We start from the raw sequence: 14,155 nt of genomic DNA, 5'->3' as shown, positions 1-14,155 counted from the left end.
CTGCCCGACCAGCGAGTTGTGCGCCAACGGACTCGCCTCCCGCGCAGCCCTCTCCCCCACGACCAGCGCCTGCACACCCGCCGCCCACGACTGCAACCGCGCGCACGCACCGGCCAGCTCCCCCAGGAGGTCGTCGGACAACCCGCCGAGCAGAGCAGACCCTGCCTCGGCAGCGGCTCCCGGCCCGGTGTATCCCTCGACCACCCACGCCAGCTCAGCGCCCGGCGCGCCGGACAGCGCCTCGACGGGCCACCGCTCCAGCTCGACCGATGCGCCCGGGGCGCGCTGCCGGTCCCGCTCGCCGAACAGGGCCTCGCCCTCGGCGAACAGCGCGGCGAGCCAGGCGTCGTCGGGCATGGATCCGTCCGCAAGATCGTCGCCGGACACCGCACCCGGGGACGTCGCTGCCGCCACGCCGCCGCCGTCGTCGCACCACTGCCTGCCCATGCCGCCACCCCCTTCGAACCGAAACATCAACCAACAACACCATTCCAACGGACGTTTGTTCGATCCTAGATCGCGCCACTGACATCCGCCTGCTCTTCTGCCCGGCGCGTAAAACGACATCCGTCAGCGCGTGCCGACCCGGCGGGGGCCTCGGCGCCACCGAGGCGCTGAGCGGCTCCGGCGTCGCCGCGCCGTCGGCTACCTGCCGAAGAAGAACCCGGGCGACATCCCCGCCGCCACCCGGGCCGCCGTGCACGTGAGCTGGGCGCACCAGCACGGACTCAACCCGTGACGCGCGCCCCGTGCGGGGGCGAACGTCACCGCGCCCCGGTGCGCCGGAAGGGCGCCGCGAGCGTCGGCACGACGTGCTCGCGCCGGACGACCAGGAGGACGACCGTGACCACGGCGTAGACCGCCGACAGCGCGAACCGGCCGGTCGTGGACGTCACGGCGAACTGGACCGCGAACAGGCCGAGCAGGGTCCAGGCCGACCAGCGATGGAACCGCAGGGCGAGGAGGATCGCGACGCCCATCATCGTCTGCGTGGCGGTGAGCAGCACCTCCTCGACCTGACGGGTGTCCAGCGCGAGGGGCGCGGTGCCGCCGCCGAGCAGGTAGGCGATCGGCAGGGAGCCGACCAGCAGGGTCCACTGGTTGATCTTCGAGGAGATCAGGGTCGCGATGGCCGCGGTGCCCTTGCCGCGCGACGCGAACAGCACCGCGATGATGAACTCGGGCGCCTCCGAGGCGAGCGGGGCGAGCCACTGGACCAGCAGGAACTCGTCGACGCCGAGCTGCGACCCCGACTCCACGAGCGACTCGGCGAACGGCTCCGCGCAGGCGAGGATCACGCCGGCGGCCAGGACGAACAGGGCGACGACGGTGGTCCGGCGCGCCCGCCGCGGCAGGTTCCCGACGGCGGCGGCGGTGCCGATCAGGTCGGGCTCCTCGGCCTCGCCGCGCGTGAGCTTGTACATGTAGAAGCCGAACCAGGCGATCAGCGCGACGCCGAGCACCAGGTGGATGTGGCCGGTCGCGGGGATCACGAAGGCGGCGACGCCCGCGATGAGGAGGAAGCCGAGCTCCAGCCGGTTGCCGGGTTCCAGCGCGAGCGCGGTGGCGGGCTTCTTGCTCAGCCGGCCGGCGACGTACAGCGCGACGAGCACGACCAGCGGCCAGCCCAGTCCCAGCAGGAGCCGGTTGGACCCGGTCATGTTCGCGGCCGCGTACTGCACGTACGTGGGGTCGGACCCGGCCGTGTACGCGTAGTACAGGTCGACGGCATACTCGGGCAGCACCGCGATCAGCGCCAGGACCGCGATCGCGAACCCGCCCGAGACGTCGACCTGGGCGGCCTCCGCCGCCCACGCCAGCACGAACGAGGCGGCCACGACGGCCGCGCCGAACAGGACCAGGGAGAGCACCGGCGCGGGGTGGGTGGACGACAGGCGCAGGAACAGGGCGGGCGCCATGATCGCCAGGGTGATCGCGAGCGAGCGCACCAGGGTGCGCACGCCGGGGGTCTTGCCGGGCGGTGCGGGGCGGGAAACCTGCTCGACGGCGGCAGCGGGCACGAGGACCTCCTGGGCGGCGGTCGAGGGCCGCGCTCAGGGCATGCGGACCTCGACCAGAAAGGACGACTGGTCGAAGGTCTCGCCCACCGCGGACCGCGGCGAGACGGCCGGGCGCACCGCGCCAGCATGTCGACCACCTCTGCCGGAAACACGCTCCGGCCGGGCTACTCCCCTTCGCTGCTCTGACCATATCGACGGTTCCGGCCCGCGTGAACAGGTCGGCCCAGTGGCGCCGATCACGGAACTCGCGCGCCCCTGACCTGCGAAGACGCATTTTCGGACGGCCGAAGAATCACATCAGGAAAGCCGTCGGAAAAGGCGGCGCCTGTCTCCGGACGCGTCATTTCCGGGGGATGATCGACCCATGAGCCAAATTCTCGTGACCGGTTCCGCCGACGGCCTGGGCCGCCTCGCGGCCGACGCCCTCCTGGACCAGGGCCACGACGTCGTGGTGCACGCCCGGAACCCCGGCCGTGCCGAGGCCCTGGCGCCGCTGGTCGACCGCGGCGCCCGGCTCGTCGTCGGCGACCTCGGCGAGCGGGACGACGTCCGCGAGCTCGCCGCCACCCTGGCCGAGACCCCGCCGGACGCGGTGATCCACAACGCCGGCGTGTGGAGCGGCCGCGCCGTCATGCCGGTCAACGTCGTCGCCCCGTACCTGCTCACGGCCCTGCTGCCCGGGCCCCGTCGCCTCGTCTACCTGAGCAGCGGCTCACACTTCAGCGGCCGGCCGGTGCTCGACGGCGTCGACTGGCAGGGGCGGACGCCGGGCTCGTACGGCGACAGCAAGCTGTTCGTCACGGCGCTGGCGGCCGCCGTCGCGCGCCTGCGCCCCGGGGTGCCGAGCAACGCCGTCGACCCCGGCTGGGTCCCCACGCGGATGGGCGGGGCCGGCGCCCCGGACGACCTGGAGCTGGGGCACCGCACGCAGGAGTGGCTCGTCACCAGCGACGACCCGGAAGCACTGACGACCGGCGGCTACTGGTACCACCAGGAACGGCAGCAGCCGCACCCCGCGGCCCTCGACGTGGCGTTCCAGGACCGGCTCCTGGCGGCGCTGGCGCAGGAGACCGGCACCACGCTCTAGGCCGGCCGCGGCTGAGCGGCCGACCAGGACGCGAGCAGGCGCAGGCCCTCGGCCGACGGCGACCCGGGCTCTGCGCTGTAGACGAGCATGACCTGGCCCGGCTCGGCCGTGAGGGCGAGCTCCTCGTAGACCAGGGTCAGGTCGCCGACGACGGGATGCCGGAACCGCTTGGTGCCGGTGCCGTGCGTGCGGACGTCGTGCTCCGCCCACAGGGTGCGGAACGTCTCGCTGCGCGTCGAGAGCTCGCCGACGAGGTCCTGGATCCCCTTGTCGTGCGGGTCGCGGCCGGCCTCGGCGCGGATGATGGCCACGCACATCCCGGCGAAGAGGTCCCAGTCCGGGTAGAACTCGCGGGACGCGGGGTCCAGGAACTGGAAGCGCGCGAGGTTCGGCGTCCGGCCGCCGTCCCCGATCAGCGGCGACCAGAAGGCGCGCCCCAGGGTGTTGACCGCGACGAGGTCCTGCCGCTGGTCGCGGACGATGGCGACGGAGTCCGTGACGGAGTCGAGCATCCACTGCAGGCTCGGCCGCGGCACCCCCGGGCGGGCGGCCCGACGGCGGCTGCGCCCCGAGGACGGGATGCCGTCGGCCGCACGCGCGAGGTCGAGCAGGTGGGCGTGCTCGGCGTCGTCGAGGTGCAGGGCGCGCGACAGGGAGTCGAGGACCGCCGCCGACGCGCCGCCCAGGGCGCCGCGCTCCAGCTTCGCGTAGTACTCGACGCTGACGCCCGCGAGCGCCGCGACCTCGCTGCGGCGCAGCCCGGCGACCCGGCGCTGCGTCCCCGCGGGGACGCCGGCGTCCTGGGGCGTGAGCCGGGCGCGGCGGGTCATGAGGAACTCGCGGACCTCTGCACGGTTGTCCATGCCTCCAGGCTAGGTCGGGCGCCCGGCGCGCGGGGTGCCCTGTCGGTACACCCCACGCCAGGGACTCCCTCTCCCCCGCGCCGCCGCCAAGACTGAACGGGACACCGCACCAACCGAGGGACCACACACACCATGAAGGCCACCGTCATGTACGGCGCGGGCGACGTCCGCGTCGAAACCGTCGCCGACCCGACCGTCCTGCTGCCCACCGACGCCGTCGTACGCACCGTGCGCACCTGCGTCTGCGGCTCCGACCTGCACCCCTACCACACGATGCCGGGCTCCGAGCACGGCCAGACGATGGGGCACGAGCTGCTCGCCGTCGTCGAGGAGGTCGGCTCCGCCGTCACCGCCGTCCGCCCGGGCGAGCTCGTGATCGCGCCGTTCGCGTTCTCGGACAACACCTGCCCGATCTGCCGGGACGGCTTCCAGACCGCCTGCCCGCACGGCGGCTTCTACGCCACCCCGGAGACCCCGGGGCTGCAGGCCGAGCTGGCCCGCATCCCGCTCGCCGACGGCAGCCTCGTGCCCGTGCCCGGCGTGACCGAGAAGGACGAGGCGGTCCTGCCCTCGCTGCTGACCCTCTCGGACGTCTACCTCACCGGCTATCACGCCGCGCACCTGGCGCGGATCCGACCGGGCCAGACGGTCACCGTGATCGGGGACGGCGCCGTGGGCCTCTCCGCGGTGCTCGCCGCCAAGCAGCTCGGGGCCGAGCGCGTCATCCTCATGGGCCGCCACCAGGCGCGGACGGACCTGGGCCGGGAGTGGGGCGCGACCGACGTCGTCGCCGAGCGCGGCGCGGAGGGCATCGCGCGGGTCGTCGACCTGACCGGGGGCGAGGGCTCCCACGTCGTCCTGGAGGCCATGGGCCACATGCCCGCCTACACGCAGTCGGTCGGGGTCGTGCGGGCCGGCGGCGTGATCTCCCGCGTCGGCGTGCCGCAGTACGAGGACGCACCGGTCGGCTTCGGCTCGCTGTTCGGCCGGAACATCACGCTCACCGGCGGGCCCGCCCCGGTCCGCGCCTACATCGAGCAGGCGATCCCGCTCGTGCTCGACGGCACGATCGAGCCCGGCCGGGTGTTCGACCGCACCGTGTCGATCGACGAGGTGCCCGCCGGGTACGCGGCGATGGACGCGCGCGAGGCGCTGAAGGTGCTCGTCACCGTCTGACCGCCCCGGCTCAGCCGGCGGTCAGGACCTCCACGCCCAGCTCCTGGACCTGGCGGACGACCGCGTCGTGCGGGTCGGCGTCGGTGATCACCCCGGTGACCCTGTCCCAGGGCAGCACCCGGAACCGCGACGCCGTCCCGATCTTCTCCGACGAGGCGAGGACGTAGGTCTCCGCGGCCCGCGCCGACAGGGCGCGCTTCATCGCCGCTTCCTCCGCGTCCCCCGTGGTCAGGCCCGCCTCGGGATGCACCCCGGTGACGCCGAGCAGGCAGAGGTCGGCGGAGACGTTCTGGGCCGCCTCGACGGCGGCCGCGCCGTAGGCGACCGCCGAGTGCTTGAAGACCCGGCCGCCGAGCAGGTAGACCTCGGCGGTCGGGTGGTCGAGCAGGGCGACGGCGATCGTCGGGCTGTGCGTGATCACGGTGCACCCCAGGTCCGGCGGGAGCGCCCGGGCGACGGCGAGCGCCGTGGTGCCGCCGTCGAGGATCACCGCCCCACCCGGACGCACCAGGGCGGCGGCCACCGCGGCAACCGCACGCTTGCCGTCGGGAGCGACGGACTGCCGGGCCGCGTAGTCCACGACCGCGGGCGAGACCGGGAGCGCGCCGCCGTAGACCCGCTGGACCAGGCCCTCTGCGGCGAGGTCTCGCAGGTCGCGCCGCACGCTGTCCTCGGAGATCCCCAGGTCGGCGGCCACGTCCTTGGCGACGACCTTGCCCTCACGGGCCAGCAGGGCGAGCAGGTGATCACGACGTTCGGCAGCCAGCATTCGCATTCTCTCCCGTTGTTGCACGTTTCTGCATGTACGGTAGCACTCGTGACCGACAAGCCTCTGCTCATCCTCATCGCCGGCCCCTACCGCTCCGGCACCGGCAACGACCCGCGCGCCATGGCCGCCAACCTCGCCCGGCTGGAGGCCGCCGCGTGGCCGGTGTTCGCCGCCGGCCACCTCCCGATGATCGGGGAATGGGTGGCCCTGCCGGTCCTGCGTTCCGCCGGCGCAGGACCGACCGATCCCCTGGCCGACGAGGTCCTGTACCCGACGGCCGAACGGCTGCTCGCCCGCTGCGACGCCGTGCTACGCCTGCCCGGCGACTCCGCCGGCGCCGACCAGGACGTCGCGATCGCCCGCCGCCGCGGCCTACCCGTCTACCACGACGTGGCCGAGATCCCCCGCCTCACCCCGCAGGAGATCGCGTGACGGGCCGCCCCGGCGTCGACGTCCCGGACCACCGCGGACGCACGGGCCTCGACCAGACCGGGCGCGGCCTGGACCGCAACCCCAGCGTCGTGATCCGCGACGTCGAGCTCACGTCCCAGGGCTGGCACGTCCTGCGCCGGACCACGTACGACTACCGGCGCCGCGACGGGCGGTGGGAGACCCAGCAGCGCGAGACGTACGACCGCGGCAACGGCGCCGTCGTCCTGCCCTACGACGTCGCCCGCGGCCGCGTGCTGCTGACCCGGCAGTTCCGCTACCCGGCCTACGTCAACGGGCATCCCGACGGCATGCTCGTCGAGGCGGCCGCCGGGCTGCTCGACGCCGACGACCCGGACACCGCGATCCGCCGGGAGGCCGCCGAGGAGCTCGGCGTCATCCTCGGGGAGCTCACCCACGTGCTCGACGCGTACATGAGCCCCGGCTCCGTCACCGAGCGCCTCCACTACTACGCCGCCGCCTACACCCCGGCCGACCGGACGGGGGCCGGCGGAGGGCTCGAGGAGGACGGCGAGGACATCGAGGTCCTGGAGGTGCCGTTCACCGAGGCCCTCGCCATGGCGCGCGACGGCCGCATCGTCGACGGCAAGACGATCCTGCTGCTGCAGTGGGCGGCGCTGGACGGCCCGTTCGCCCGGGCCGCATGATCGTGAGGAGGGCTCATCGGGAGGTCTCATCGTGAGGAGGACGACGGAGTGACGATTCCGTTCACCGACGAGGTCCGCGGGCTGCTGGTCGCCGACCGCGAGCGCACGGCGGAGCTGATCGCCTCCCTGACCGGGAGCATCGCCTCCATGGTGGAGGCGAGTCAGCTCTCCGCGTCCGACGACGAGCACGACCCCGAGGGCTCGACGATCGCGTTCGAGCGCTCGCAGGCGAGCACGTTGCTGGCCGCGGCCAGGGAGCATCTGGCCGACGTCGACGCCGCGCTCGCGCGGATCGCCGCCGGCACCTACGGCCGCTGCGAGCGCTGCGGAGGAGCGATCGCCCGCGAGCGCCTGCTGGCTCGGCCGACGGCCCGCACCTGCATCGTCTGCGCGGCTGCGGGCTAGGCGGGTCGCGCGGACTGGACGGGTCCCGTGGGCTCGGCGAGCGTCCCTCGCGCGGCGTCCAGCACGGCCCGGAGCTGGGCGTGGGGGAAGCCGTCGCCCGTGCCCAGATCCGGGTCCGGCGCGATCCGGGTGCTGTAGAAGGGCTGGGCGTCGGCGTCGTGCTGGACGGCCCACAGGTCACCGGCGTCGTCGCGCTGCCACGTGACGCCCTCGCTGCGGAAGTCGGCGCGTTCGAGCCAGTCGGTGCCACGCGGCCAGTAGCCGTCCCAGTCGGCGGGGCGCAGGGCGGCGTAGGCCTCCTCCACGGCGGCGACGGCCTGGTCCACGTCGTCGTCCTCGAAGACGGCGGCGAAGCGGCACAGCAGAGCCAGCGCCAGACCGGTGGGCTGCTCGGGGCTCCTCGCGGCGATCGCCCGGCAGATCAGGTCGAGCTCCGACCAGCGCAGCGCGTACGGGTGCCAGTGCGCCATGTCGTCCCAGCCGAGCTCGGCCGGCTCGGCCGTGCCGGGCGTGGTGACGCCGAGGCTGTGGAGGTCGATGGAGACGTCGACGCTCAGCACCACGTGATGGCCGGGGCCGACCTCGAAGGCCACGTCGAGCGACGTGTCGTCGTCGGCAGAGTCCTCGTCGGCAGCTTCCTCGCCGTCGTCCTCCATGTCGTCGAGCTCGTCCTCCGCGTCCAGCACGTCCTGTAGTGCACCGAGCCGGTCCGCGCCCGGCCCGTCCTCGTGGGCGAACGTGTACCGCGCCCAGAACTCGGGGGCGTGCCATGACTCGTGCAGGACTGGTGGGATCGTCACGCGAGAAACATAGGGCAATTGCGACAGGGCACCTGCGCTCAGGCGAGCGTCAGCTGGCGTTCGTGGGCGACCCACGACGCGCTGCCCGACCGGCGGGAGTCGGCGCACCCCGCGGCGTACAGCGCCGACCAGACCGCGGCGAGGAAAGGGCCGATGCCGGGTTGCCGCCCGTCGACGTCGAACACGGTGAAGGTGGCGCGGCGCGCCGCCAGGGCGGCGGAGACGTCGACGTCGTCCCGGTCGATCTCGTCGAGCCTGGCGATCGCCCGCTCGAGGCAGTCCTCGAACTCGTCGTCGGTGCGCCGACCGAGGGCCGTGAACTCGAGCACGAGGTCGATGTTCAAGCCAGTGCCCCCACCCAGCAGGTGTCGCGCCGCAGCTTTCTGCGGACGTTGTTGCCGTAGCTCGACGCGCGGGGCCGGACATGGACCAGCTTCCAGTGCTTCGACTCGCACGCGCACCGTGCCTTGTAGTACTTCTCGCCGCGCATGACCATCCAGCCCTGACTCTCGAAACTGAGGATCAGGTTCTCGATGTCACCCCGCGGATCTCGTCGCGGATCCACGACAGACCTCCGGTCAAGAATTCTGCCTGCGCTGAAACAAGGAACCCCGCCCTCTGGGGAGGCGGGGCGCCTTGCCGTCGTACTGGGCATCCCCGGCTGCAGCGGAGATCGCGTGCGGTCTCAACCTTGAGAGGCCCTCCCTGCGACGCCAGGGCACGCGCCTTCAGATTACGAAAACGTTCTGACGGCCGCTCGTGAACTACGGCGGCTCGAAACCCGCATTGCCCGAAAGGTCACTCTTAGTTTGATGCGTTCGGATGAGACCCGGCCTGGACCGAGGCCCGGGCACCGGCCGGGCATGCTCCGCACCATCACCCCATAGCGACGCCGTCCCTGGTCAGGGGTGCATTGCGACGGCGTCGGCCACCGGGTCGACGCGACCTGCCCGCGGGAGCTCCGCGACGTCGGCACCGCCTGTGCCTCAGCGCGTACACGCGGTGCCCGCACGCGCACCCAGCCCGGCCCGGCGGCGCGTTCCTGGCATTGATCACCCGGCAATGGGATGCGAGTGAGCGCAGGCCAAGGCCACGATCGTCGCATGGGCAACGAGGTGACAGCGGCGGAGCTCCATGCGCACGATCCCGCCGCCATGGAGGAGCTCATGGACTCGATCTTCCCGGGCGTGGCGCTCCGCCCCCTTCCGATGTTCCGCGACTTCGTGCTCCGCACCGCGGTGATGCCGGGCGTGTCCTCGGTCGGCTACTCGATCGACTGGGCCGGTCAAGGGGAGCTGGCCTCCCCGGAGCAGGTGCTGGCCTTCTCGCTGAGGGGCGCGGGCCGGCTGCGGCACGCCGGACAGGAGCTGCCGGTCACGGGAGCGGTGCTGTTCGACGACGCCTCACCGGTCAACGTCCAGTGGGACCTGCTGCACGCCGACGGGTTCTCCGTCGATCGTGCCTACGTGCGGTCCGTGGCCGCCGTCCTCGCCGGCAGGGACCAGCCGTCCCACCTGTTCACGGCGGGCACCCCGGTGGACGACGCCCACGGCCGCCTCTGGGAGGACACCGCCCGGTTCGTCGGGACCTTGATGCGGGAGCACAGCTCGACGCTGGACAGCCCGATCCTGCAGCGCTCGCTCCTCCACCACCTCGCGCTCACCCTGCTGCACTCGTTCCCGAACATCGTGCTGGCCGACCTTCCCACGGTCCCCGCGCCGCGCGGGGTACCGGTCGCCGTGCGCCGGGCGACCGCGTTCATCGACGAGCACGCGCACGAGCCGATCACCGTCGACGACGTCGCGCGGGCGGTCGGCCTGTCCACGCGCGGCCTGCAGGTGGCGTTCCGGCGCCACCTGGACGTCACGCCGCGCGAGCGCCTGCGGCAGGCCCGCCTCGACGGGGCCCACCGCGACCTCGTGTACGCCGACCCCCACACCACCACCGTGGCAGCCGTCGCCCGTCGCTGGGGCTTCGTCCACCTCGGCCACTTCGCGACCGCCTACCGGGCCGCCTACGGCGAACGGCCGGCGCAGACGCTCGCCCGCTGACGCTCCGCCGCGGGTTCAGGCCTCCGGGATCTCGCGGCCGAAGGTCTCGAGCGTGACGTCGGAGGGCTCCGGGCCTCCGCGGCGGCCGGTGTCCAGGGCGTCGATCGCGGCCAGCTCGGTGCCGGTCAGCTCGAAGCCGAGCACGTCGAAGTTCTCGGCGATGCGGCGCGGCGTGACCGACTTGGGGATGGCGGAGCGGCCCTGCTGCAGGTGCCAGCGCAGCATCACCTGGGCCGGCGTCCTGCCGTGGGCCTGCGCGATACCCACGATCGTGGCGTCCTCGAGCGTGCTGGTGTGGCCGGCGTCGCGGTAGAACGTGATGCCGCCGATGGGCGACCACGCCTGGGTGAGGATCCCGGCGGCGGCGTCCGCCTCGAGCACCTCGGGCTGGCGGAAGTAGGGGTGCACCTCGACCTGGTTCACGGCCGGCACCACCGACGTCGCCTCGGCGAGCCGCGCGAGGTGGTCGGGCATGAAGTTGCTGACGCCGATCGCGCGGACCCGGCCGTCGGCGAGCAGGGTCTCCAGCGCGCGATAGGCCTCGATCGTCAGGTCGAACCGGCTCGGCAGCGCCTGGTGCAGGATCAGCAGGTCGATCGTCTCCACGCCGAGCTTGCCGGCGCTCTTGTCGAACGCGTGCAGCGTGGCGTCGTACCCGTAGTCGCTGATCCAGACCTTCGTCTCCACGAAGATCTCGGACCGGTCGACGCCGGAGCGGCGGATCGCCTCACCGACCTCCCGCTCGTTGCCGTAGGCGGCAGCCGTGTCGATGTGCCGGTAGCCGGTGCGCAGCGCCGCCTCGACGGCGGCGACCGTCTCGGCGGGCGGGGTCTGAAAGACGCCGTACCCCAGGGCAGGCAGCGCCACGCCGTTGTTCAGGTTCAGGGTGGGGATGGAGCTCGTCATGCCCTCCACGCTACGTACGGTCCGGCCGTCGTGGGAGGTTCTGCCGTTACCCCGGAGCCCCGTCCCCCCTGCCGGCGTCGTCACCAGGTCGTCCGCGCGTACACCAGGGTCTGCCGGAGCTCGGCGTAGCTCCAGGAGTCCTGGCTCTGGAAGCCCTCCATCTGGGCGCGGTCGTACTCGATCCAGACGACACGGTTCGCACCGGCCGCGACGTCCAGCCACGCGGTCCCGTCCCCGTTCGGTCCCGGCCCGAGCATGGTCAGGGCCGGTGCGGCCACGCCGTCCCGCGGTTCCAGCCGCAGGAAGTAGATGTTGTCGCCGTCTGCCCAGAGGACGCCGTCGTCGAACGCGCTAACCGTCCACGCGGAATCCTCCAGGACGACCGTGGCATCGCGCGTGCCCGTGTCGAGCGCCACGACCCACCGGCCCTGGTCGAACAGCAGCGTGTCCCCGGACAGGTAGGCGAAGTGGTTCCACACCGCGTCCTGGTCCAGCCGTACGAGGTCGCGCAGGCCGGAGCCCGCCGAGAGCAGACCGATCGTGCTGGGCCCCTCGGCTGGATTGCGGGACACGACCACACCGTGGTCGCTGTCGGAGATCGCGCAGACGTCGGTGACCGCGTTGCGGACGACGTCGGCGTCGGGGGCACCCAGGTCGACCAGGTCGATTCTCCCTCCGCACCAGTCCGCGCCGGCCGCGCTGTCGTCCTCGATGTGCAGGATCGTCAGGGTCTCCCCTCCTGCGGCGATCTGCCAGACGTACCGGTCGGGATCCTTCGGGTAGCTCGCGACGGTACGGACCGCCCCGTCCGGCCCCTGCGCCTTGACCACGACCGACCCGTCCTTGAGCTCCCTGGTCCAGGCGACCTGGGTGTCGGTGAGGACAGCACCCCCGACGCCGTCGTACTCGCTGGGCTCGTTGTCCGCACCCGGCAAGGCGGCCGTGAGCTGCCAGTGCTCCAGCGCGGGTTCGTCGGCCGAGCCCGTGGCCGCCGGCCGCGCCAGCGCGGTGACCGGCTCGGAGCCGGGTCCGACGTCGGGCCGGGCCAGCCTGACGACCAGGGTCCCGTCGCGGCGGACAGCCAACGGGACGCTGGGGTCCGAACCGGCCATGACGTCAGGAGGAGTCCCCAGGTCCAGGCGGTGGTCGGTGACGTAGTCGACGCACTCGACCGCCGGACGGGCGTCCTCGGCGTCGAGCGCGCGGACGATCGTGAAGTCACCGCTCGGGGCGTCCGCGGGGACCGGGATGGTCCTGGTCGCGTCCGGCGCGGGGAGGTCCTGACCGGTACACGAGGGGGCGGCGGCCGCCATCGCGGGGATGTCGACGTCGCCCAGCCCGACGGCGTCGTCCTTCCCGGTCACCGCGCGCGCGTCCCGGACCGGGCCGTCGTCACGGTCGCTGTCGACCGCGGGCAGGCGGAACGTCTCCACCAGCCAGCGGTGCGCCGGACCGGCGACGGCGTCCAGCACCGGCATCCCGACCGGACCGTGCAGGACCAGCGCGATGAACGCGCACACCGCGACGCCGGCGGCGCCGAGCGCCGCGACGCGGCGGGTCTGCCGCGCCGCCGCGGCCTTGCTGCGGGTCAGCGTCTCGCGGCCGTCGAACACCGGCTCGTCCGCGGCCTGAGGGGCAGCCTCGGTCAGGAGCGAGCGGAGCCGTTCGAGGCCCCGGGAGCTCGCGGCCTTGACGGTGCCGACCGACCGCCCGATCTCGCGGGCGACCTGCTCCTCCGGCAGGTCGAGGACGTGCCGCAGCACCACGACGCGGCGCTGCTGCGGCGAGAGGCTTCCCAGCGCCCGGGCGAGCTCGTCCCGGAGCGCGACCTGCACGGCGTGGTCGTCCGCATGGTCGACCGGCACGTTGTCGTCACCCGGGACGTCGGTCAGCCGCGTCCGACGCCACGCGTCGGTCCTGAGGTTGACCAGCACCTTCCGCGCGTACGCGCGCGGGTTCCCGGCCCGGGCCGTGTCCCAGCGTCGGTAGACCCGCTCGAAGGTGCCCTGGACCAGGTCCTCGGCCAGGGCCCGCTCGCCGACCAGGAAGAACGCCGTCCGAAACAGGTACGGGCCGTCCTCCTCCACGAACGCGACGAACTCCACGTCCCGCGACCCGCCACCCACGCGGACCTCGACCCGCTCTCCCGCAAGTGTCTTCATGCCCCTACCCACGCGCCGGGATCCTCAAAGGTTGAGACCGTACCCTTGCGGCGATCCGACGGGCGCCCGTGGCAGAGTCGTCCCGTGCCGACAACCGATCTGCCGGACTGGCTGCCGCGATGGTGCGCGGATCATCTCGGGAGCGAGCCCGACGGCGTGCTCCTCCGGGTGCACCAGGTCTCGACGGTGTTCGGGCTCCGGCTGCGCGGCGGCACGGACGTGGTGGTGAAGGCGCGCCCCGACGACGGCCGGGCCGCGTCCTGCGTCGCCGCGCAGGCCCGGCTGTCCGAGCGGGGCTTCCCGTGCGCGCGGCCGCTCACGCCCGCGACCCGGGTCGGTTCGCTGGCGGTGCACGCCGAGGAGTACCGGCCTGGCGGCGCGGCACTGCACGGGGACTCGCCGGAGATCGCGGAGCGCTGCGCGAAGCTGTTCGCCCGGCTGATGACCGAGCTGGCTGACGTGACCGTCGCGCCGCCGCTGCCCAACCCGCCGTGGGTGCGCTGGGACCATACCGACGGCGGGTCGTGGCCCGCGGTCGACGGCCTCGCCGGCAGGGACGACGACGTGGCCGCGCTCGTCTCCGACGCCGCCGAGCGAGTCAGACGGCGGCTGCTCGACGCCGAACTACCGTCCGTGCTCGGCCACGCCGACTTCGAGGCGCAGAATCTCCGCTGGGACGGCGGGCAGGTACGGACCGTGCACGACTGGGACAGCCTCGCGTGGCAGTCGGAGGCAGCGCTCGTGGGAGCGGCGAGCGGGGCGTTCCGGGCGCAGGCCGCCGAGCGGCTGCGCCGGGCGGGCGCCTAGCGACTCCGGCC

At 73.3% G+C, this 14,155-nt stretch carries 15 protein-coding genes and 1 pseudogene; 7 read left to right on the top strand and 9 right to left on the bottom strand.

Annotation, left to right across the window (positions count from 1 at the left end; all coding sequences use genetic code 11):
- Together ACFWEJ_RS09775 and ACFWEJ_RS09770 are read right to left on the bottom strand one after the other, a co-directional pair.
- A pseudogene (locus tag ACFWEJ_RS09775) lies at window positions 1–447 on the bottom strand (HNH endonuclease); the annotation flags it as partial.
- 317 nt (window positions 448–764) lie between these two features.
- The gene (locus ACFWEJ_RS09770; RefSeq protein WP_377229009.1) at window positions 765–2,021 is read right to left on the bottom strand and encodes a sodium:proton exchanger; all 1,257 of its coding nucleotides are present in this window, start codon (window positions 2,019–2,021) and stop codon (window positions 765–767) included.
- Between the two features lie 364 nt (window positions 2,022–2,385).
- Between ACFWEJ_RS09770 and ACFWEJ_RS09765 the strand changes: the two genes are divergently transcribed.
- Window positions 2,386–3,108, top strand: coding sequence for an SDR family NAD(P)-dependent oxidoreductase (locus ACFWEJ_RS09765; RefSeq protein WP_377229008.1), 723 nt, complete (start codon window positions 2,386–2,388; stop codon window positions 3,106–3,108).
- Here ACFWEJ_RS09765 and ACFWEJ_RS09760 read toward each other — a convergent pair.
- Window positions 3,105–3,971 carry a helix-turn-helix transcriptional regulator gene (locus ACFWEJ_RS09760; RefSeq protein WP_377229007.1) on the bottom strand — a complete coding sequence of 289 codons (867 nt, stop codon included), beginning with the start codon at window positions 3,969–3,971 and terminating at the stop codon, window positions 3,105–3,107. The two genes, ACFWEJ_RS09765 and ACFWEJ_RS09760, sit on opposite strands and share 4 nt — an antisense overlap.
- A gap of 132 nt (window positions 3,972–4,103) precedes the next feature.
- Here ACFWEJ_RS09760 and ACFWEJ_RS09755 point away from each other — a divergent pair, with 132 nt between their 5' ends.
- A complete protein-coding gene (locus ACFWEJ_RS09755; protein ID WP_377229006.1) occupies window positions 4,104–5,147 on the top strand; it encodes a zinc-binding dehydrogenase in 1,044 nt (347 codons plus the stop codon).
- Between the two features lie 10 nt (window positions 5,148–5,157).
- Here the strand turns inward: ACFWEJ_RS09755 and ACFWEJ_RS09750 are convergent, their stop codons facing one another.
- Window positions 5,158–5,916 (bottom strand): DeoR/GlpR family DNA-binding transcription regulator, encoded by a 759-nt coding sequence (locus ACFWEJ_RS09750; RefSeq protein ID WP_377229005.1) that lies wholly within the window; start codon window positions 5,914–5,916, stop codon window positions 5,158–5,160.
- Between the two features lie 48 nt (window positions 5,917–5,964).
- Here ACFWEJ_RS09750 and ACFWEJ_RS09745 point away from each other — a divergent pair, with 48 nt between their 5' ends.
- Genes ACFWEJ_RS09745 through ACFWEJ_RS09735 form a run of 3 tightly spaced genes read left to right on the top strand, consistent with a single transcriptional unit; the run spans window position 5,965 to window position 7,418 of the window.
- The gene (locus tag ACFWEJ_RS09745; protein ID WP_377229004.1) at window positions 5,965–6,348 is read left to right on the top strand and encodes a DUF4406 domain-containing protein; all 384 of its coding nucleotides are present in this window, start codon (window positions 5,965–5,967) and stop codon (window positions 6,346–6,348) included.
- Window positions 6,345–7,013 carry an NUDIX domain-containing protein gene (locus ACFWEJ_RS09740; protein WP_377229003.1) on the top strand — a complete coding sequence of 223 codons (669 nt, stop codon included), beginning with the start codon at window positions 6,345–6,347 and terminating at the stop codon, window positions 7,011–7,013. Before ACFWEJ_RS09745 ends, ACFWEJ_RS09740 begins: the two co-directional genes overlap by 4 nt.
- Window positions 7,014–7,067: 54 nt before the next feature.
- On the top strand, window positions 7,068–7,418 hold the full coding sequence (locus ACFWEJ_RS09735) for a TraR/DksA family transcriptional regulator (protein ID WP_377229010.1): 351 nt from the start codon (window positions 7,068–7,070) through the stop codon (window positions 7,416–7,418).
- Here ACFWEJ_RS09735 and ACFWEJ_RS09730 read toward each other — a convergent pair.
- Genes ACFWEJ_RS09730 through ACFWEJ_RS09720 form a run of 3 tightly spaced genes read right to left on the bottom strand, consistent with a single transcriptional unit; the run spans window position 7,415 to window position 8,783 of the window.
- Complete coding sequence (locus ACFWEJ_RS09730; protein ID WP_377229002.1) at window positions 7,415–8,218, bottom strand: hypothetical protein; 804 nt, start codon at window positions 8,216–8,218, stop codon at window positions 7,415–7,417. The genes ACFWEJ_RS09735 and ACFWEJ_RS09730 overlap by 4 nt on opposite strands.
- Window positions 8,219–8,256: 38 nt before the next feature.
- Window positions 8,257–8,562, bottom strand: coding sequence for a hypothetical protein (locus ACFWEJ_RS09725; protein ID WP_377229001.1), 306 nt, complete (start codon window positions 8,560–8,562; stop codon window positions 8,257–8,259).
- Window positions 8,559–8,783 (bottom strand): hypothetical protein, encoded by a 225-nt coding sequence (locus tag ACFWEJ_RS09720; RefSeq protein WP_377229000.1) that lies wholly within the window; start codon window positions 8,781–8,783, stop codon window positions 8,559–8,561. Before ACFWEJ_RS09720 ends, ACFWEJ_RS09725 begins: the two co-directional genes overlap by 4 nt.
- Window positions 8,784–9,321: 538 nt before the next feature.
- Here ACFWEJ_RS09720 and ACFWEJ_RS09715 point away from each other — a divergent pair.
- A complete protein-coding gene (locus ACFWEJ_RS09715) occupies window positions 9,322–10,269 on the top strand; it encodes a helix-turn-helix transcriptional regulator (protein WP_377228999.1) in 948 nt (315 codons plus the stop codon).
- A gap of 15 nt (window positions 10,270–10,284) precedes the next feature.
- Here the strand turns inward: ACFWEJ_RS09715 and ACFWEJ_RS09710 are convergent, their stop codons facing one another.
- Window positions 10,285–11,175: an aldo/keto reductase gene (locus ACFWEJ_RS09710; protein WP_377228998.1), complete on the bottom strand. Its 891-nt coding sequence runs from the start codon at window positions 11,173–11,175 to the stop codon at window positions 10,285–10,287.
- An 80-nt stretch (window positions 11,176–11,255) separates the two neighbouring features.
- Window positions 11,256–13,337 (bottom strand): SigE family RNA polymerase sigma factor, encoded by a 2,082-nt coding sequence (locus ACFWEJ_RS09705; RefSeq protein ID WP_377228997.1) that lies wholly within the window; start codon window positions 13,335–13,337, stop codon window positions 11,256–11,258.
- An 84-nt stretch (window positions 13,338–13,421) separates the two neighbouring features.
- On the opposite strand from ACFWEJ_RS09705, the gene ACFWEJ_RS09700 reads away from it, so the two are divergent.
- Window positions 13,422–14,144, top strand: a complete 723-nt coding sequence (locus ACFWEJ_RS09700) for a phosphotransferase (RefSeq protein ID WP_377228996.1) — start codon at window positions 13,422–13,424, stop codon at window positions 14,142–14,144.
- The last annotated feature ends 11 nt before the right edge of the window (window positions 14,145–14,155 follow it).

Source organism: Promicromonospora sp. NPDC060204, assembly GCF_042728455.1.
In the GTDB taxonomy this organism is placed as follows: Bacteria; Actinomycetota; Actinomycetes; order Actinomycetales; family Cellulomonadaceae; genus Promicromonospora.
This window is presented reverse-complemented; position numbering and strand designations above follow the sequence as displayed.